The organism is Paucibacter sp. XJ19-41 (genome assembly GCF_028462495.1).
GTDB lineage: Bacteria > Pseudomonadota > Gammaproteobacteria > Burkholderiales > Burkholderiaceae_C > Roseateles_E.
Genome location: NZ_JAQOWX010000002.1, coordinates 69,398 through 87,479, shown reverse-complemented (window position 1 = coordinate 87,479; position 18,082 = coordinate 69,398). Strand labels below are relative to the sequence as shown.

The 18,082-nt window shown below is 64.6% G+C and carries 17 protein-coding genes; 5 read left to right on the top strand and 12 right to left on the bottom strand.

What is annotated here, in order from left to right; translation table 11 throughout:
- Window position 1: 1 nt before the first annotated feature.
- Both PO768_RS01260 and PO768_RS01255 read right to left on the bottom strand, forming a co-directional pair.
- On the bottom strand, window positions 2-613 hold the full coding sequence (locus tag PO768_RS01260) for a PilN domain-containing protein (protein ID WP_272644540.1): 612 nt from the start codon (window positions 611-613) through the stop codon (window positions 2-4).
- Window positions 610-1,689, bottom strand: a complete 1,080-nt coding sequence (locus PO768_RS01255; RefSeq protein ID WP_137941496.1) for a pilus assembly protein PilM — start codon at window positions 1,687-1,689, stop codon at window positions 610-612. The genes PO768_RS01260 and PO768_RS01255 overlap by 4 nt, the downstream gene beginning before the upstream one ends.
- Before the next feature lie 274 nt (window positions 1,690-1,963).
- Between PO768_RS01255 and PO768_RS01250 the strand changes: the two genes are divergently transcribed.
- A complete protein-coding gene (locus PO768_RS01250; protein ID WP_272644539.1) occupies window positions 1,964-4,366 on the top strand; it encodes a penicillin-binding protein 1A in 2,403 nt (800 codons plus the stop codon).
- On the opposite strand, the gene cyaY is transcribed toward PO768_RS01250, so the two are convergent.
- Window positions 4,356-4,706: an iron donor protein CyaY gene (gene cyaY, locus PO768_RS01245; protein WP_272644538.1), complete on the bottom strand. Its 351-nt coding sequence runs from the start codon at window positions 4,704-4,706 to the stop codon at window positions 4,356-4,358. The genes PO768_RS01250 and cyaY overlap by 11 nt on opposite strands.
- 18 nt (window positions 4,707-4,724) lie before the next feature.
- On the opposite strand from cyaY, the gene lptM reads away from it, so the two are divergent.
- Window positions 4,725-4,853: an LPS translocon maturation chaperone LptM gene (lptM, locus tag PO768_RS29195; RefSeq protein WP_266004515.1), complete on the top strand. Its 129-nt coding sequence runs from the start codon at window positions 4,725-4,727 to the stop codon at window positions 4,851-4,853.
- On the opposite strand, the gene PO768_RS01240 is transcribed toward lptM, so the two are convergent.
- The 8 genes from PO768_RS01240 to PO768_RS01205 form a co-directional block, all read right to left on the bottom strand.
- Window positions 4,850-5,845 (bottom strand): ABC transporter ATP-binding protein, encoded by a 996-nt coding sequence (locus PO768_RS01240; protein ID WP_137941492.1) that lies wholly within the window; start codon window positions 5,843-5,845, stop codon window positions 4,850-4,852. The two genes, lptM and PO768_RS01240, sit on opposite strands and share 4 nt — an antisense overlap.
- Complete coding sequence (locus PO768_RS01235; RefSeq protein WP_262971305.1) at window positions 5,842-6,825, bottom strand: ABC transporter ATP-binding protein; 984 nt, start codon at window positions 6,823-6,825, stop codon at window positions 5,842-5,844. Before PO768_RS01235 ends, PO768_RS01240 begins: the two co-directional genes overlap by 4 nt.
- A gap of 9 nt (window positions 6,826-6,834) precedes the next feature.
- A complete protein-coding gene (locus PO768_RS01230; protein WP_137941490.1) occupies window positions 6,835-7,776 on the bottom strand; it encodes an ABC transporter permease in 942 nt (313 codons plus the stop codon).
- Entirely contained in the window at window positions 7,773-8,984 is a 1,212-nt protein-coding gene (locus PO768_RS01225; protein WP_137941489.1) for a M20 aminoacylase family protein, read from the bottom strand. The genes PO768_RS01230 and PO768_RS01225 overlap by 4 nt, the downstream gene beginning before the upstream one ends.
- Entirely contained in the window at window positions 8,984-9,967 is a 984-nt protein-coding gene (locus PO768_RS01220) for an ABC transporter permease (protein ID WP_266004520.1), read from the bottom strand. The genes PO768_RS01225 and PO768_RS01220 overlap by 1 nt, the downstream gene beginning before the upstream one ends.
- A gap of 235 nt (window positions 9,968-10,202) precedes the next feature.
- On the bottom strand, window positions 10,203-10,940 hold the full coding sequence (locus tag PO768_RS01215) for a DUF3047 domain-containing protein (RefSeq protein WP_272644537.1): 738 nt from the start codon (window positions 10,938-10,940) through the stop codon (window positions 10,203-10,205).
- 133 nt (window positions 10,941-11,073) lie between these two features.
- Entirely contained in the window at window positions 11,074-12,714 is a 1,641-nt protein-coding gene (locus PO768_RS01210) for a porin (RefSeq protein ID WP_272644536.1), read from the bottom strand.
- On the bottom strand, window positions 12,665-13,693 hold the full coding sequence (locus PO768_RS01205) for a porin (RefSeq protein WP_272644535.1): 1,029 nt from the start codon (window positions 13,691-13,693) through the stop codon (window positions 12,665-12,667). Before PO768_RS01205 ends, PO768_RS01210 begins: the two co-directional genes overlap by 50 nt.
- A 292-nt stretch (window positions 13,694-13,985) precedes the next feature.
- Here PO768_RS01205 and coq7 point away from each other — a divergent pair, with 292 nt between their 5' ends.
- Window positions 13,986-14,630 (top strand): 2-polyprenyl-3-methyl-6-methoxy-1,4-benzoquinone monooxygenase, encoded by a 645-nt coding sequence (coq7, locus tag PO768_RS01200; protein WP_272644534.1) that lies wholly within the window; start codon window positions 13,986-13,988, stop codon window positions 14,628-14,630.
- On the opposite strand, the gene PO768_RS01195 is transcribed toward coq7, so the two are convergent.
- Entirely contained in the window at window positions 14,631-15,053 is a 423-nt protein-coding gene (locus tag PO768_RS01195) for an OsmC family protein (RefSeq protein ID WP_272644533.1), read from the bottom strand. It lies immediately after the preceding gene.
- 290 nt (window positions 15,054-15,343) lie between these two features.
- Between PO768_RS01195 and ilvA the strand changes: the two genes are divergently transcribed.
- Window positions 15,344-16,924 (top strand): threonine ammonia-lyase, biosynthetic, encoded by a 1,581-nt coding sequence (gene ilvA / locus PO768_RS01190; protein WP_442953159.1) that lies wholly within the window; start codon window positions 15,344-15,346, stop codon window positions 16,922-16,924.
- A 59-nt stretch (window positions 16,925-16,983) separates the two neighbouring features.
- Window positions 16,984-18,081: a nicotinate-nucleotide--dimethylbenzimidazole phosphoribosyltransferase gene (locus tag PO768_RS01185; protein WP_272644532.1), complete on the top strand. Its 1,098-nt coding sequence runs from the start codon at window positions 16,984-16,986 to the stop codon at window positions 18,079-18,081.
- Window position 18,082 lies beyond the last annotated feature (1 nt).

Sequence of the window (18,082 nt, the reverse complement as noted above, 5' to 3'; positions counted from 1 at the left end):
CTCAGGTCCTCTTGGGCGCCACCGCGCTCGCTGCACCAGCGGGCGCCTCGGCCGCGGGCGTCTTGATGCTCACGCGCAGCGAAAACTCGAACATGCGTTTCTGATCGCGGGTATTGGCGCTCAGATTCGCCAGCTTGATCTCGACGAGTTCCGGCTTGTCCAGCCATTCCGAGCCCCGCGACGCATTGCGCAGAAACTCCGACACCCGCTCATTGGTCTGGGCAATGCCATTCACGGTCACCACCTTGTCGGTCTGCCGGATGCTGGTCAGGTAAATCCCCTCGGGCGTATGGCGGGCGAGCTCATTGAGCAGATGCACCGGCGTATTGCGGTCGGTCTGCAAATCCTCGACGGCGCGCTGGCGCGATTTCAAGGCCTCGATCTCGGCACGCAGATTGGCGATGTCCTTGATCTGCGCCTCCAGCAAACTGATTTGCGAGCCCAGATACTGGTTGCGTGATTGCTGCTCGTCGGTCAGATGCAGCAACAAGGCCCAGGTCGCGGCGACAAGACCGGCACCGAGCAAGGCCGAGAAACCAACGCCGACAAAGAAGGCATTCTTGCGACGCTTGCGCTTCTCTTCCCGGTAAGGCAGCAGGTTGATCAGAATCACTGGAAAAACCTCCGCATCGCCAAACCGCAGGCCGTCAGATAGGCGGGAGCCTCGCGGCGCAGCTTAGGCTCGCGAACCGCCGATCCCAAGCCCATGTTCTCAAACGGATTCACCACCATGCAGGCAAAACCGGTCAGCTCAGTCACTCGCTCCTTGAGTCCGGCCAGCGTCGCAGTGCCACCGGCCAGCATCACATAGTGAACCTTGTGGTGTGGCGTGCTGGTGAAGAAATACTGCAGAGCCCGGCCGATTTCCTGCGATAGGCTGTCCACAAAAGGATTCAGCACCACCGTCTCGAAATCCTCCGGCAACTCGTTGGAGAGTTTCTTCTGCTCGGCTTCCTCGAAGGAAAAGCCATACTGACGAGAAATCAGCTGCGTCAGCTGCGAACCGCCAAAGGCCTGGTCGCGGTCATACAGCATCTCGTCATCGCGCAACACCTTCAGGCTGGTCGTGTCGGCACCGATCTCGAACAAGGCCACCAATGCATCTTTGCCGGCATTTGGCAGATTGGTAATCAGCCGCCCCATCGCCATGCGCGAGGCATGCGATTCGATATCCAAAATCACCGGCCGCAAACCCGCAGCCTCGGCAAGACCCTGTCTATCCTGCACCCGGTCCTTGCGCGAGGCCGCGATCAGCACCTCGACATCGCCGACCGAAGTCGGGCTGGGCCCAATCACGCAGAAATCCAGACTCACTTCATCGAGCGAGAACGGAATGTATTGATTGGCCTCGGCCTCGACCTGGATTTCAAGCTCCTCGTCGCGCAGACCGGCGGGCAGCATGATTTTCTTCGTGATGACCGCCGATTGCGGCATCGCCAGTACGGCATCACGGGTGCGGGTGCCGCTGCGAGCCACAACACGGCGGACGGCGTCGGCCACCTCGTCGAATTTCTCGATCTGGCCGTCGGTAATCCAGCCCTTCTCGAAAGATTCGGTGGCAAAGCGCTCCAGCACCATTTCGCCGCTGGCGTTCTGACCCAGCTCTACCAGCTTGACACTGGATGAACTGATATCCAGGCCAATCATGGGCGGATGCTTGCGACCCAGCAGTACGTCAAGTAATCCCATGACGCTTATTCCCCCAATTTGAGCCCCAACACGCTTTAGGAGCGCGGCACTATTAATAAGTTACTTGAATGCTAGCAGCAAAGCCTATGACAGCCCATGGTTTTGCCGCCACAGCCCGTAACACCACGTTGCGAAACATACACGCCTCTTGCACCCCCAAAAGCCTCGAATAAGGCCCTGTTTCCGGCCAGTGGTGTCCGGATGTGACGACACTGCGGATGCGGCAAGCCGGGCGAGCGTCTTCCTATAATCGGCCGACGCCATCCGGAGGCCCATGAGCGACGCCAAGAACAAGACCACGCGGGGTCAGTCACCCGAGTCCGCACCCCTAACACCCAGTCACCCAGTCCTGCTCTTCGCCGGCCGCAGCCTCGCCTGGCTGGCTGGCCTGCTGCTGGCCGGCTGCGCTGGCGTGCTGCTGCTGCTGGCCCTGGGACTGGCCATGGCCTATCCCAATCTGCCCGACATCAGCGGCCTGACCGACTACCGTCCCAAGCTGCCGCTGCGCGTGCTGTCGGCCGAGGGCGCGCTGCTGGGCGAGTTCGGCGAGGAGCGGCGCAACTATCTGCCTGTGAGCCAGATCCCCAAAGTGATGCAGGACGCGGTGCTGGCGATCGAGGACGCGCGCTTCTATCAGCACGGCGGCGTCGACTACCTGGGCGTGCTGCGGGCCGGTCTGGCCAATGTCAGCGAGTCGCGCAGCCAGGGTGCCTCGACGATCACGATGCAGCTGGCGCGCAACTTCTATCTGTCCACCGAGAAGACGCTGACACGCAAGATCTACGAGATCCTGCTGGCGCTGAAGATCGAGAGCGCCCTGCCCAAGGACAAGATCCTGGAGATCTATATGAACCAGATCTTCCTCGGCCATCGCGCCTACGGCTTCGCAGCCGCCAGCGAGGTCTACTTCGGCAAGCCCTTGAAGGACATCACGATCGCCGAGGCGGCCATGCTGGCCGGCCTGCCCAAGGCGCCCTCGGCCTACAACCCGATCAGCAATCCGCGCCGCGCCACCTTGCGCCAGCAATACATCATCGACCGCATGCTGGACAACGGCTTCATCAACGAGGAGCAGCATCACGCGGCCAAGGCCGAGCGCTTGCGCTACCGGCCACAGATGAGCGAGAGCACCACCCACGCCGAGTATGTCGCCGAGGCGGCCCGCCAGCTGATCTTCAGCCAGTACGGCGACGAGGCCTACAGCCGCGGCCTGAACGTGCACCTGACCGTGCGTGCCGATGAGCAGAACGCTGCCTATCGCGCGCTGCGCCGCGGCATCATGGACTACGAGCGCCGCCAGGTCTATCGCGGCCCGGAGGACTATGTCGACCTGCCGGCCGACCCCAAGGACCTGGACACCCGCATTGCCGAGGCGCTGGCCGACCACCCGGCCAACGACGAATTGCTGCCCGCCGTCGTGCTGGAAGCCGGCCCGAAGAAAGTCGTCGCAGCCCTGCAAAGCGGTGACCCGATCACCATCCTCGGCGAAGGCCTGAAGCCCGCCACCTCGGGTCTGGCCGAGCAGGGCAATCCCAAGACCCGCATCCGCCGCGGCGCCATCATCCGGGTGCTGAAGACCGTCAAGACCGGCAAGGACGGGGTCAAGGAGGAATGGACCATCACCCAGCTGCCCGAGGTCGAGGGGGCTTTCATCTCGATGGATCCACGCAGCGGCAATGTGCGCGCGATGGTCGGTGGCTTCGACTACGCCAAGAACAAGTTCAACCACGCGACCCAGGCCTGGCGCCAGCCCGGCTCCAGCTTCAAGCCCTTCATCTATTCGGCCGCGCTGGAGAAAGGCCTGACGCCCAGCACCATCGTCAATGACGCGCCGCTGTTCTTTAGTGCCGCCAATACCGGCAGCCAGCCCTGGGAGCCGAAGAACTACGACGGCACTTTCGAAGGCCCGATGCCCTTGCGCCGGGCACTGGCCCGCTCCAAGAACATGGTGTCGATCCGTGTGCTGCAGTCGGTCGGCGTGAACGAGGCCCAGGCCTGGCTGACCCGCTTCGGCTTCGAGGCCGACAAGCACCCCGCTTACCTGACGATGGCGCTGGGCGCCGGCTCAGTGACGCCGATGCAGATGGCGCAAGCCTATGGCGTATTCGCCAACGGCGGTCATCTGCTGACGCCGCGTCTGATCGCCAAGCTGACCGACAGCCAGGGACGCGTGCTTTATGAGGCCCCGACGCCCAAGGCCGAGGACAGCCCGCAGGTGATCGAGCCGCGCAATGCCTTCCTGATGAACAGCCTGCTGCAGGAGGTAACGCGCAGCGGCACCGCCGCCAAGGCCCAGGCCCAGCTCAAGCGCCCCGATCTGTATGGCAAGACCGGCACCACCAACGACTCGATGGACGCCTGGTTCGCCGGCTACCAGCGCGAGGTCGTGGCCGTGGTCTGGATAGGCTACGACCAACCGCGCAAGCTGGGCAGTCGCGAAACCGGCGGCGGCCTGTCACTGCCGGTCTGGATCGAATACATGCAGTACGCGTTGCGCAATGTCCCGGTGTCCGAGTACAGCGCCCCCGAAGGCGTCGTCAATCTGAACGGCGAGTGGTACTACGACGAGTTCACCGGCGGCAATGCGGTGCGTGAACTCAGCAGCGACGAGGGCCACCTGCCTCAGTCGGCCAGCGAGGACGAGAAGAAGAGCATCCTCGATCTATTCAAGCGCTGAAGCTCAGCGCCTGGCCGGCCTGGGTGCTGGCCAGGCGCGACAGCAGGGCATGGAACTCCTGGCCCTCGCGCTCCAGCCAGCGGCCGTCGACATAGCGGAAGTGATAGCCGCCGGCGCGCGCCGCCAGCCACAGCTCCTGCAGCGGCGGCTGGGTGTTCAGCACGATCTTGCTGCCGTTCGGGAAGCTCAACTCCAGCAGACCACCGGTACGGTGGCTGTCGATATCGATCACGTCCTGCTCCAGCCAGGCATCGACGGTGGCCTCGACGCCGTCCAATACGGCCCGAGTCTTGGCGTGGTAGTCGGCATCGTCAAGCGGAGTGGCAACAGGGGCGGTCATGACCGATAAACTCGCGGAATGAAAAAGACAAACGCAAGTGTAGGCCTGCTGCTGATCACCCTGCTGCTGACGGCCTGTGGGCAAAAAGGCCCGCTGACTCTGCCTGCCCCCAAACAGGCAGCATCAGCCCCCACGACAGGCCGCTAGATCCGGCCTTCTTCCACCGCGTGGCAGGCCACCTTGATGCCCTGAAAATCCTGTAGCGGCGGGCGCTCGGCCTTGCAGCGCTCGTTGGCATGGGGGCAGCGCGGATGGAAGCTGCAGCCGCTGGGCGGGCTCAGCGGGTTTGGCACCTCGCCCTGCACCGGCGTGCGGGCGCGCCCGCTCATATGGATATCGGGAATCGCATCCAGCAGCATGCGGGTGTAGGGATGGCGCGGGCGGCCGAACAGATCGGCCTTGTCGGCCACCTCGACCAGGCGGCCCAGATACATCACGCCGACCTGGTCCGAAACATGGCGCACCACCGCGAGGTTGTGCGAGATGAACAGATAGGTCAGGCCGCGCTCGCGCTGCAAGTCCTTCATGATGTTCAGCACCTGGGCCTGCACCGAGACATCCAGCGCCGAGGTCGGCTCATCACAGACCAGGAACTCGGGCTGGGTGGCCAGCGCGCGGGCAATCGAGATGCGCTGGCGCTGACCGCCGGAGAACTGGTGCGGGAACTTCTCGCGGTCGCTGGGCGTCAGGCCCACCGACTGCAGCAACTCGCCGACGCGCGCCTTCAACTCCTCGGCCTCGCTGATCAGGCCGTGCTCGCGCAGCGGCTCGCCGATGATGTCCTGCACCTTCCAGCGCGGGTTCAGCGAGGCATAGGGATCCTGGAAAATCATCTGCATGCGCCGGCGCAGGGCCTGGGCACCGGAGCCTGCCAAGGTCTGGGCGGTGTCGATGCCGTCCACGCTGACCTTGCCGCGGGTCGGCTTGTAGAGACCCACCAGCAAGCGTGCCACCGTGCTCTTGCCGCAGCCGGACTCACCGACCAGGGCCAGGGTCTTGCCCTTCTGGATGCTGAAGCTGACACCGTCAACGGCGTGCACGAATTGCCTGGGCTTGCGTTCGACGACGCGATTCAACCAGGGCTGCGAGACATCGAAGATCTTGGCGAGGTCCTGGACTTCAACCAGCGGGCGGCTCATACAACGGTTTCCTTCTCGGCAGCATGCAGCCAGCATGAGGCGCGGGTCGCGCCTGTGGCCAGCAGTTCGGGGCGCTCGGTACGGCAGCGGCCGAAGACTTTGGGGCAGCGCGGGTTGTAGGCGCAGCCATTGGGGATGGAGTTCAGGCGCGGCATCGCGCCGTCGATCTGCAGCAGGCGCTCGCGGTCCTCGTCCATCGCGGGGATCGAGCCCATCAGGCCGGCCGTGTAGGGATGCGCCGGCTTGTGGATCACATCGTGGACCGGGCCGATCTCGGCGACCCGACCCGCATACATCACAGCGACGCGGTCGCAGGTCTCGGCGATCACGCCCATATCGTGCGTCACCAGCATCACGGCGGCGCCCTGCTCCTTGCAGATGCGCTTGAGCAGCGAAATGATTTGCGCCTGGATCGAGACATCGAGCGCCGTGGTCGGCTCGTCGGCCACGATCAGCTTGGGCTCGGCCGCCAGGGCCAGCGCGATCACGACGCGCTGACGCATGCCGCCGGAGAACTGGTGCGGATACTGGTCGATGCGCTGCGCGGCGGCCGGGATGCCGGTCTGCTCCAACAGCTCGATTGCCCGCTTGCGCGCCTGGCTTTCGCTAAGGTTCAGATGCGTCGTGATGGTCTCGATCAACTGCTGCCCCACCGTGTAAAGCGGGTTCAGCGAGGTCAGCGGGTCCTGGAAGATCGCGCCGATCTGGCGGCCGCGGATCTTGCGCATCTCGTCATAGGGCAGATTGTCGATGCGCCGGCCTTCCAGCAGGATCTCGCCGGAGGCGATGCGCCCCGGAGGATCGAGCAGGCCGATGATGGAGGCGCCGGTCAGCGATTTGCCGGCACCGGACTCGCCGACCACGCCGAGAATCTCGCCGGGCGCGATGTCGAAATTGATGTCGTCCAGCGCCAGCAGGGTGCCGCGCCGGGTCGGGAACTCGACCCGCAGATGGCGGACTTCAAGAAGAGGTGCGGTCATAGAAAACTCTTAGCGCAGGCGGGGATTGAGGGCGTCGCGCAGCCAATCGCCGAGCAGGTTCACGGACAGGGCGATCAGCACCAGCATCACGCCGGGCCAGATCGTGATCCACCATTCACCGGAGAACAGGAAGTCGTTGCCGACCCGGATCAAGGTACCCAGCGACGGGCTGGTCGGCGGCACGCCGACCCCCAGAAAGGACAGGGTCGCCTCGGTGATGATGGCGGCCGCGACCTGGATGGTTGCCAGCACCAGCACCGGCCCCAGCACATTGGGCAGCACATGCTTGCGCATGATGCGCAGCGAGCTGACGCCGATCACGCGGGCCGCCTGCACATACTCCTTGTTGCGCTCCACCATGGTCGAGCCGCGCACCGTGCGGGCGTACTGCACCCAGCCGGTCAGCGCGATCGCGAAGATCAGCACGCCGAAGGCCAGCGCATCGTGCGCATTCGGGAACATGGCCCGACCGACGCCATCGATCAGCAGCGCCACCAGGATGGACGGGAAGGACAGCATCACATCGCAGACCCGCATGATGAAGGCATCGACCTTGCCGCCGACAAAGCCGGCCAGCAGACCCAGGCCGACACCGATGATCATCGACAGCACGACCGAGGCCAGGCCGACAAACAGAGAGATGCGCGCGCCATACATCAGCGCCGACAGCAGGTCACGGCCCTGGTCGTCGGTACCCAGCAGGTATTTGCTGCTTCCACCCTCCATCCAGGCCGGCGGCAGACGCGCATCCATCAGCTCCAGCGAAGCCAGATCAAACGGGTTATGCGGCGCGACGAACTCGGCGAACAGCGCGCAGAACACGCAGATGAAGGCGATGATGGCCGCGATGATGGCCGTCGGCGAGGCGCGGAAGGAATGCCAGACATCACCATCGAAAAATCGCTGCAAGGCATTCGGTGCCGCAGCAACAGGGGAACTCGGGGAACTCATGGCGTGGATACTCCGGACGGTGATAGGGGCAGGCCCTGCTCGACCAGGCCGGCGAACAGCGCCGCACCCAGAGGCAGAACCTCATCATTGAAGTCGTAACGGGGGTTGTGCAGGCCGCAGTTCTCGCCCTCGGTGCGCGCCTGGCCCAGGCGCAGATAGGCGCCCGGCTTGACCTGCAGCATGAAGGAGAAGTCCTCCGAGCCCATGCTGGGCGGCAGCTCGCGATTGAGGCGGGCCGCGCCGACCAGACGCTCGGCGACATCGGCCGCGAAATCGGCCTCGGCGGCCGAGTTGATGGTGGCCGGGTACAGGCGCTGGTAGCTGACGCTGGCACTGCCACCGAAGCCCTGGGCCAGCGACTGCACCAGCTCGGCCAGACGCTGCTCGATCAGCAGCTGCACCTCGGGCCGGAAGCTGCGCACCGTGCCGGTCAGCCGGGCCTCGCGCGGGATCACGCTGAAGGCGCCCGGTTCGCCGGCACGCAGCGAGCACAGGCTGACCACGGCCTGGTCCAGCGGCGCCACATTGCGCGACACCAGGCTTTGCACAGCCGTGATCACATGGCCGGCCATCAGCACCGGATCGACCGCCAGGTGCGGGTGCGCGCCGTGGCCCCCGCGCCCGGTCAACACGATCTCGACCTGATCGGCCGCCGCCATCATCGCGCCGCGATTGATGCCGATATGGCCGGCCGGCATCTGCGGCCAGTTGTGCATCGCGTAGACCGATTCGACCGGGAAGCGCTCGAACAGGCCGTCATTGATCATCTCGCGCGCGCCGGCATAGCCCTCCTCGCCGGGCTGAAAGATCAGCACGGCCGTGCCGGCAAAAGCCCGTGTCTGTGCGAGGTAGCGGGCCGCGCCGATCAGCATGGTCGTATGGCCATCATGGCCGCAGGCATGCATCAGGCCCGGGCTGGCCGAGCGCCAGGCGAAGTCGTTGTCTTCCTGCAGCGGCAGCGCATCCATATCGGCGCGCAGCCCCAGCAGGCGGCCTCCCGCGCCGCCCTGGCCATGGATCAGCGCGACCACGCCGGTGCGCCCGATGCCGGTGTGGATCTCGTCGACCCCGCACAGGCGCAAGGCCTCGACCACGCGGGCCGCCGTGCGCGTCTCCTGGAAACCCAGCTCGGGCATGGCGTGCAACTCGCGCCGCAGCGCGGTCAGCTCGCCATGCAGCGCACTGAGTCGCTGGTAGGCGCCGCTCATCAATGGCCTCCGGCCTTGCCTTCGATGCGCAAGCGCGGGTCGACCGCGAAATAAAGCATGTCGACCAGCAGATTGATGGTGACGAAGATGAAGGAGATCAGGCACAGATAGGCAGCCATCACAGGGATGTCGGCGAACTGCACCGCCTGAATGAAGAGCAGGCCCATGCCGGGCCACTGGAACACGGTCTCGGTGATGATGGCAAAAGCAATCAGCGAGCCGAGTTGCAGACCGGTGATGGTGATCACCGGCACCAGGGTGTTCTTCAGCGCATGGCCGAAGTAGACCGCGTTATTGCTGAGTCCGCGGGCGCGTGCAAACTTGATGTAGTCGGTGCGCAGCACCTCCAGCATCTCCGAGCGCACCAGCCGCATGATCAGGGTCAGCTGAAACACCGACAGTGTGATCGCTGGCAGTATCAGATGCTTGAGCCCGTCGACGGTCAGCAGTCCGGTGGTCCACGTGCCCAGGGCGACGACATCACCGCGGCCGAAGCTGGGCAGCCATTTGAGCGTCACGGCAAAGATCAGGATCAGCAGGATGCCGATCAGAAAGGTCGGCAGCGACACGCCCAGCAGCGACAGCGTCATCAGCATCTGCGAGAGAAAGCGGCCGCGCCGCAGCGCTGCATAAACCCCCAGCGGAATCCCGACGCCCAGCGCGATCACACCGGCCGCCATCGACAGCTCCAGCGTAGCCGGGAAACGCTCGGCGATCAGGGTCGAGACCTTGCGGCCCTGGCGCAGGCTCAGGCCGAACTCGCCCTGCACCGCGTTGCCGATGAATTTGGCGAACTGGACCGGAAAGGGATCATCCAGGCCCAGGTCCTTGCGCAGTTGCTCGCGCTGCTCAGGGGTCGCGTCCTGGCCCAGCAGATTGGTCACCGGATCGCCGACGTACTGGAACAGCATGAAGGCAATGAAGGCCACCGTCAGCATCACGGCGATGGCCTGGGCAAGGCGTCTCAGAATAAAAACTAGCATGTCTTGTTCGGCGCTTTGTCAGCAGAGAGTGAGGGGTGCATCGGGGCCATTGCTGAGCGCATGGTACGCATGAATCAGGCCAAGCATTGCTTCTTCGAAGCAATGCACCCGCCTGTCACGGCAAGCGATGAGCGAGGCACCAAGTCGGGGCGACGTCATCTGGGCGCCATCATGGAGAAGTCTGCCCGGCGCTACAAACGGGAAAGCCCTGATGGGCCAGCGACGAAAGTAAGTGTCAGAACAGCAGGCTGCCCGGCAGGCTGCGCTGCTCGCCATCGCGGAACACCAGCGTCCCATAACAAGCCTCAGCCCGGCTGCGGGTGTTGTCGGCATCGGTCATGAAGGCCGCACCGATCAAGGGGCCGGGCAACTCGCCAAACGCACGGCGATAGTCTGCCGCGACGTCGCGTTTGAAGCGCTGCCAGCGCGGCTTGGCGCTGGGGCCGGAGCCGACAACGATCTTGCGCACCCGGTCGCTGCGCCGGCTGATCACCACGGTCTCGGGTGCGGCCTGGGCATCCCAGACATACATCAGCGTCGCGAAGGGCGGCGCCTCGCCGCTGAGGGTGTGGGCCAGCTCGAACATCATGCGGTTGCGCGCCGACAAGCGACTCGCGTCTCCATCGAAAGCCAGCACCAGCCGCGCCGACGCGTCGTCGGTCTCGGGGTCGGTCACCGTGGCACCACCCGGCTGGCCGGCGATCCACCAGTCGAACTCCAGCGGACCCAGCTGCTGCGGATCCAGCTGCAAGCGGCGCCGCCACAGGCTGGCGGACTGATCGGCCTGCGCGTGAACACAGGCCCTGCCCTCACGTCGGGCCAGGCTGTAGCGGGTGGCCCGCTTGCCCGGCAGCTCGCGCGCCGACCAGCCCTCCAGCACCGGCTCCTGCGGCTGCCGCTCGGGCGTCTGGGCACAGCCCAGCATCAGCAGAACGGGGACAAGCAGCAGGCAGGGTCTGAATCGGTACGGCATGGCAAGAAACTAGAGCAAGGCCGTCATCATCGCTCGGTGAAAAGTCACGGCAGATAAGCGTGCATAAAAAAGGCCGCTTCGCAGCGGCCTTGTGTTGACGGCACCACGGTGCCATCACGCCTTGAACATCCACTCAGAAGCGGTGGCGGATGCCCATCGCCACATTGTTGGAGTCCACGCCCGGCGCACTGGTGAAGCCACCCAGGAAACCGGCCTGGCCGGGTGCGGCCTGGCCCATGCCCTTGTTGTCGAAATGCGTCAGCACGAAATTCAGATCGGTGCGCTTGGACAGCGCGTAGCTGTAGGCCACACCGTAAGAGTCCGTGTCGGCATTGATACGCGTCTTGTCATCCAGGCGGTTGAACGCGGTGTAGAAGGTGTGCTGCCCCATGGTCATGCGATAGCCGATGCTGAAAGCTGCAGCATCCTGCACAAAGGCCGACTTGTAGTCGTTGACCAGGCCATCGACATTGATCCGGCTGGCTAGCAAGTTACCGAGACCGGCCGCCTGCTGATTGATGCCAGCCGTGAACATCGGTATGACCCGACCGGTCAGTTCCGAACGCAAGCCGTCCAACAGCGCCGACAGTCCCGAGGGATTGGGGTCGGAGATATCGTTGTACAAGAAGCTCACGGTGCCGGGACCGACCTTGGCCGATGCACCCAGCGTGATGGAGCGCAGCGAGCGCTGGCCCAGTTCATTGTCCTTGGCGTTCATGCCAACGCCGACACCGTAGGCATCGGTCTTGTACTGAACCATCGCGCCATAGAAGCGCCCCTGGGAGGTCGAACCCTCGCCGGCAGCCACCATCACGCTGGCGGACAAGCCGCCCTGCTGGATGCGGTACTGCAGCGCATTCGATTGGCGGATATCGATCACGGCAGGCACCGCCGCCACCTGACCCGCCGCCAGGCTGGATTGCGTGGCCATCGTGTCGAAGGCCGCATTCAGTTCATAAGCCGGGGTGTACTGACGCCCGGCCAGCACCGCGCCAAAAGGCGTGACCAGGCCCACATAAGCTTGACGATCCCAGAATCGCGCATTGCCGATATTGACGCCAAACGAGTTTGCGGCAAGGCGCCCGCCCAAGGCGGTGGTCACGGCTTGCAAGGCCGAATTCCAGCCTGCCGTGGCCCCAGCAACCACAGCAGGTGGGACGCCGGGCAGGCCGAAATTGGTCGGCGTGAAGATCGCCGACTGTTTGCCCCAGCGGTCCGGCAGGAAGGTGGTGCCGGAGACGGGCGTGTTGCTGTTGGTGCCAGTATCCAGCTCCAGGCGATTCTCCAGCACGAACAGCGCACGATAGCCGCCACCGATATCCTCGTTGCCACGGAAGCCCAGGCGCGAACCGTCCATGATGCCGCTCACCACCTGCTTGCGGGCACCACCGGCGATCCCCGAGGTGTAGCTGACACCGCCATCCAGGATGCCGTACACAGTCACCGAGGACTGTGCCCAGGCGGCGCTGACGCTGCCGGCCAACAGGCCCAGAACCAGGAAGGTCTTCTTCTTGCTCATCAATGTCTCCTGCTTGAAAAATTCTTGTGCTCGTATTCTGAGCCGCAGGCGACGAGGCAGACATCGGTTTGTGGCGACCGACCCACAGGCGATAACCCTGTCGCTTGTGCGACAGGCGTATTTGACGGAATTGGAACAGGCATAAAAAAACCGCCCCGAGGGACGGTTTCGCTGAATCCACAAGCTCGCTTGCGCGAGCGCGGAATCAGACGGGGTGACGCACGCCGACTTCGACGCCGCCGTTGTCGGCGCCATTGAAGCGCGCGTTGAGAGTGCTGGCCGTCCACGTGGCCGGGCCTGCCACTCGAACATTGGAACCCCGCTCATTGCTGACGCGGGCCACGGTCCCATACAGAGCCGTACGCTTCGACAGATCGTGGATGTAACCCAGGGCGATCTGCGAGGTGTTCGTTGCCTTGATGTACGAAGCACGCACCGTGCCGCTACCCAACGGTGCACTGGCGCCAATCAGGCCGATCTTCTGCTTGGACGCGCCGAACTTGTTCTGCGAGTAGAAGCCCATCAGCTTGACCACGCCAAGATCGTACGAACCACTGAAGGTCGTGCGCTTGTAGTCGGCATTCGAGGTGTCCGGATCAGCGTTCGAGAACGCGGCGCTGACGTTCAGCGGGCCAGCAGCGTAGCCCAGGCGCAGGCCCAGGTACTTGTTGTTGTTACCAGGGGCAGCGGCACCTTCGCCGGCAGCCACTTCAGCCGAGCCGTAGAAACCGCCCAGGTTCGAAGGCAGGTAATACGCGACGATGTTGTCAGCACGGGTGCTGCTGGTGATCGCACCATTCAAGCCAGCGGCATTGCTGCTGTAGAACTTGCTCGAGTCACCCACACCATTGGTGCCGAACGGGTCGAAGTCAGCATAGGCCGTGAACTGGTTGGTCAGGAAACGACCCAGACGCACTTCGCCAAAGTCACCCATCAGGCTGACCGAGGTACGACGATGCCAGAAACGCGACGCATTGGTCGTGCCGTCATCGGGGTTGATCGCAGCTTCCAGCCAGAAACCGGCCTTCAGGCCACCGCCCAGATCTTCGACGCCACGCACGCCCCAACGGCTGCTGTAGATGCCGTCGGTGCCCATGGTCTTGGTGGTCAAGCCGGCGCCTTTGTTGTAGCGCAGGTTCAAGTCAACGCCGCCGAACAGCGTGACGGACGACTGTGCCGACGCAGCACCGACCATAGAGCCGAGCACGGCCAACGCAATCAGGGATTTCTTCATTCGTTTCTCCTAGGTTGAATAAGAGGCCCCGATCCGGGAAGCCCTCTTGCGGGGCTGATCAGGCCAACCTCCTCAGCGGAAGTTGCTGTATTGCACCAGAGCAAACCCTGAATGACCAGCCGACCGAGAGGAAAAACCAAGGCATCGTTGTCATCGCGCAACGAGACACCCGGACTTCAAAATCGTCACAGAACAGCAACACGGCGCTAGTGATTGACAAAGCGCAATTTGAAGCCCCAAAACTTGGCCAAGCCAGGGGTAAACAGCAGGGCCGCCTCTAAACTATTGGCGTATGCACGCCCAACAAAGACTTGACGCCAAAGACCGCCTGATTGCCAGCCTGGACAAGGGCTTGCGTGCATTGTTCGGCGCCTACACCGCTGGGCGCAGCACGCCCAAGGCTGCGGCCGATCCCATCGCAATGAGCGAGGCCGAGCGGCGGCTGTCGGCCGCCCTAATGCGGGTCAACCATGTCGGCGAGGTGTGCGCCCAGGCGCTATATCAATCGCAGGCTCTGGTCTGCCGCAATGAGCAGCTGCGCGCTCATTTCCACGAGGCCGCCGCCGAAGAAATCGACCACCTGGCCTGGACCCGTGATCGCCTGCTGGACCTGAACAGCCACACCAGCTATCTGAACCCGCTCTGGTATGGCGGCGCGTTCGCACTGGGCGCGCTCGCCGGCCTGGCCGGTGACCGTGTCAGCCTGGGCTTTGTCGTCGAGACCGAGCGCCAGGTCGAGCAGCATCTGGCCAGCCATCTGGACCGACTGCCGGCCAACGATGCCGGCTCACGCGCCATCGTCGAGCAGATGAAACTCGATGAAGCGCGGCATGCCGAAGAGGCGCTCGCCGCCGGGGCCAGCGAATTGCCGGCCCCAGTCAAGGGCCTGATGCGCCTGGCCGCCAAGGTGATGACGGTGACGGCTCACCGCATCTGATCAGACCTCGACCAGCTCGATCGATGTGGTGATCTCGGCCGTCTTGGCCAGCATGATGCTGGCCGAGCAGTACTTTTCATGCGACAGCGCCACCGCCCGCTCGACCGCGCCCGGGTTCAGGCCCCGGCCGCTGACGATGAAATGCATATGGATCTGCGTGAAGACCTTGGGGTCGGTTTCGGCCCGCTCAGCCTTGACCTTGACCTGGCAGCCACGCACGTCCTGGCGGCCGCGCTTGAGTATCAGCACCACGTCATAGGCTGTGCAGCCGCCGGTGCCGGCCAGCACCGTCTCCATCGGCCGCGGCGCCAGATTGCGACCGCCGCCCGCAGGGGCCCCGTCCATATTCAGCAGATGGCCGCTGCCCGTTTCGGCGACAAAAGCCATGCCATCGGCCCCCATCCAGTTGATCGTGCATTCCATCTTGCTTTGCCCTGTGACTTTCCACCGCCGCTTGGTGAAAAAATATTGCGGCGCAACATAAGCTGCGAGTAGAATTCTAAGCAAGCAAACGAAAACAAACGAACAAGTTCGCGCCTTGGCGCCTATGCGTTTTCTTCTTTGCACCCATTGTCTCCTCCACCGCCTCCATGGTGGATTCAGCCCGAGCCCGCAAGGACTCGGGCTTTTTTTCGTGCCCACGCAGGCGGCGAAGCGCCGGCAGGCCCTGGCTTATGATGCTGCGCCGCAACACCCCGCATTGGAGAGCATTCATGGCCGGCCCTGCACGGAAGCCCCGCACCACCCGATCCACCAGCATCGGCAAGCCCGCCCTGATGCCCAGCGGTGACAGCTATCTGCAGCGAATTCTGAATGCCAAGGTCTACGAGGTCGCCGACGAGACCGCCCTGGATGCCGCCAAGAACCTCTCCAAACGCCTGGCCAACAAGGTGCTGCTCAAGCGCGAGGACACCCAGCCGGTATTCAGCTTCAAGCTGCGCGGCGCCTACAACAAGATGGCGCATCTGAGCCCCGAGGCGCGTGCGCAGGGCGTGATCTGCGCCTCGGCCGGCAACCATGCCCAGGGCGTGGCGCTATCGGCCAAGAAGCTGGGCTGCCGCGCCGTCATCGTGATGCCCATCACCACGCCCAAGGTCAAGATTGATGCAGTGCAGGCGATGGGCGGCGAGGTCGTGCTGCACGGCGACAGCTTCACCGATGCCTACGGCCGCGCGCTGGAATTGGAACGCGAGCAGAAGCTGACCTTCGTCCATCCCTTCGACGATCCGGACGTGATCGCCGGCCAGGGCACGATCGCGATGGAAATCCTGCGCCAGCATCCAGGCCCCATTGATGCCATCTTTGTCGCCATCGGCGGCGGCGGCATGATCTCCGGCATCGCCGCCTATATCAAGGCGGTGCGCCCCGAGATCCGGGTGATCGGCGTGCAGACCAAGGATTCCGACGCGATGTTGCGCTCGATCAAGGCCGGCAAGCGGGTGCAACTGCAGGACGTCGGCCTGTTCGCCGACGGCACGGCCGTCAAGCTGGTCGGCGAGGAGACCTTCCGCATCACCCAAGCCCTGGTCGATGACTACATCGTCGTCGACACCGACGCGGTCTGCGCCGCGATCAAGGACGTGTTCGAAGACACCCGCAGCATCCTGGAGCCCTCCGGCGCGATGGGTGTGGCCGCGCTCAAGCAATATGTGGCCAAGACTGGCGCCAAGGCTCAGACCTTGATCGCCATCACCTGCGGCGCCAATATGAACTTCGACCGCCTGCGCTTCGTCGCCGAGCGTGCCGAGGTCGGTGAGCAGCGCGAAGCCCTGTTCGCGGTCACCATTCCCGAAGAGCGCGGCAGCTTCAAGCGCTTTTGTGAGCTGCTCGGCCCGCGCAGCGTGACAGAGTTCAATTACCGCATCTCGGACCAGAACGAGGCCCATGTCTTTGTCGGCGTCGCCATCACCAAGCGCGAAGAGGCCGACAAGCTGGCCCGCCAGTTTGCCAAGCATGGCTTCCCGGCGGTCGATCTGAGCGACAACGAGCTGGCCAAGCAGCATGTGCGCCATATGGTGGGCGGTCGCAGCGAGCTGGCCAAGAACGAGCGCCTGTACCGCTTCATCTTCCCGGAGCGGCCCGGCGCGCTGATGCGCTTCCTGTCCAGCATGCACCCGGAATGGAACATCAGCCTGTTCCATTACCGCAATCAGGGCGCCGACTACGGCCGCATCCTGGTCGGCATCCAGGTGCCGCGGGGTGACAGCGCGGCGCTGCGCGACTTCCTCGACTCGCTCAACTATCCCTACGAGGACGAGAGCAGCAACCCGGTCTACAAGCTCTTCCTGCGCTGAGCGCTGCCGGGCAAGTGCGGATGACGGCGGCCGGCGCATAGCCCAGAATCCAGCCAGCCATGCCCATCCACCAGTCGCTGATCTCGCCGACCGCCAATCCCGAGCTCGAGCGCGCCTTGCGCGAGCGCGTCGATCGGCGCGCCGCGATCGCCGGCGGCCTGGGCGAACTGGAGCCGCTGGCGGTGCGCCTGGGCCTGGTGCAGAACACCCTGACCCCGCGCTTTCGCGACCCCGCCTTGCTGCTGTTCGCCGCCGACCACGGCATCGCGGTGGAGGGCATCGCCCTGTTGCACGGCCGCTCCACCCGCGAGCAAGCCCTGCTGGCCCTGCAGCACCGGCTGCCGGTCGCGGTGTTCGCGCGTCAGCAAGGACTACAGCTGACCGTGGTGGACTGCGGCATCGCCGAGCCGCTGTTGCCCCATGCCCGGCTGCTGTCGCGCAAGATCGCCCATGGCACACGCAACTCTCGCGTCGGCCCGGCGATGAGCATGGAACAAGCCCATGCCGGCGTGCGCGTCGGCATGGAGATTGCCGACAGCCTGAGCGGCAATGTGCTGGCCTGCGCCGGCCTTGGCCAGGGCTCGGAAGAAAGCGCGGCGCTGATGCTGTCCCGCCTGGCCGACAGCCCGCTGCGCGACTTCATCGTGTCCGGCCCCGATATGCGCCAGGACGATCTGGCCCGGCTGCTGCATATCCTGCAAGGCGCCCAGGCGCGGCACCGCGAACTGCAGGAGCCGATGGAGGTGCTGGCGGGGCTGGGCGGCTACGAGATCGCGGTGATGGTCGGCGCCATGCTGGTGGCCGCCAGCAAACGCCAGCTGATCATCGTCGACGGCATGTCCGCCTGCGCGGCGCTGAAGATCGCCGCGTTGATCGCCGCACCGGTGACCGACTATGCGGTGTTCTGCCGCAGCCACGCGCACCGTGGCCTGGACGAAGCGCTAGCCCTGTTCCATGCCTCGGCCCTGCTGGAACTGGGCATGCAGAGCGCGGACGGCACCGGCGCCGCGCTCGCCTGGCCGCTGATACGCAGCGCCGGCGCGCTGCTGACCGATCTGCATGAGCTGGCCGACCGGCCCGGCGCAACCGACTCGGCGCCGCTGCCCATGCTGACCCAGCCGCTCAGCACCGCCGGCGGCCCGCTCAGCAAGCGCTGAC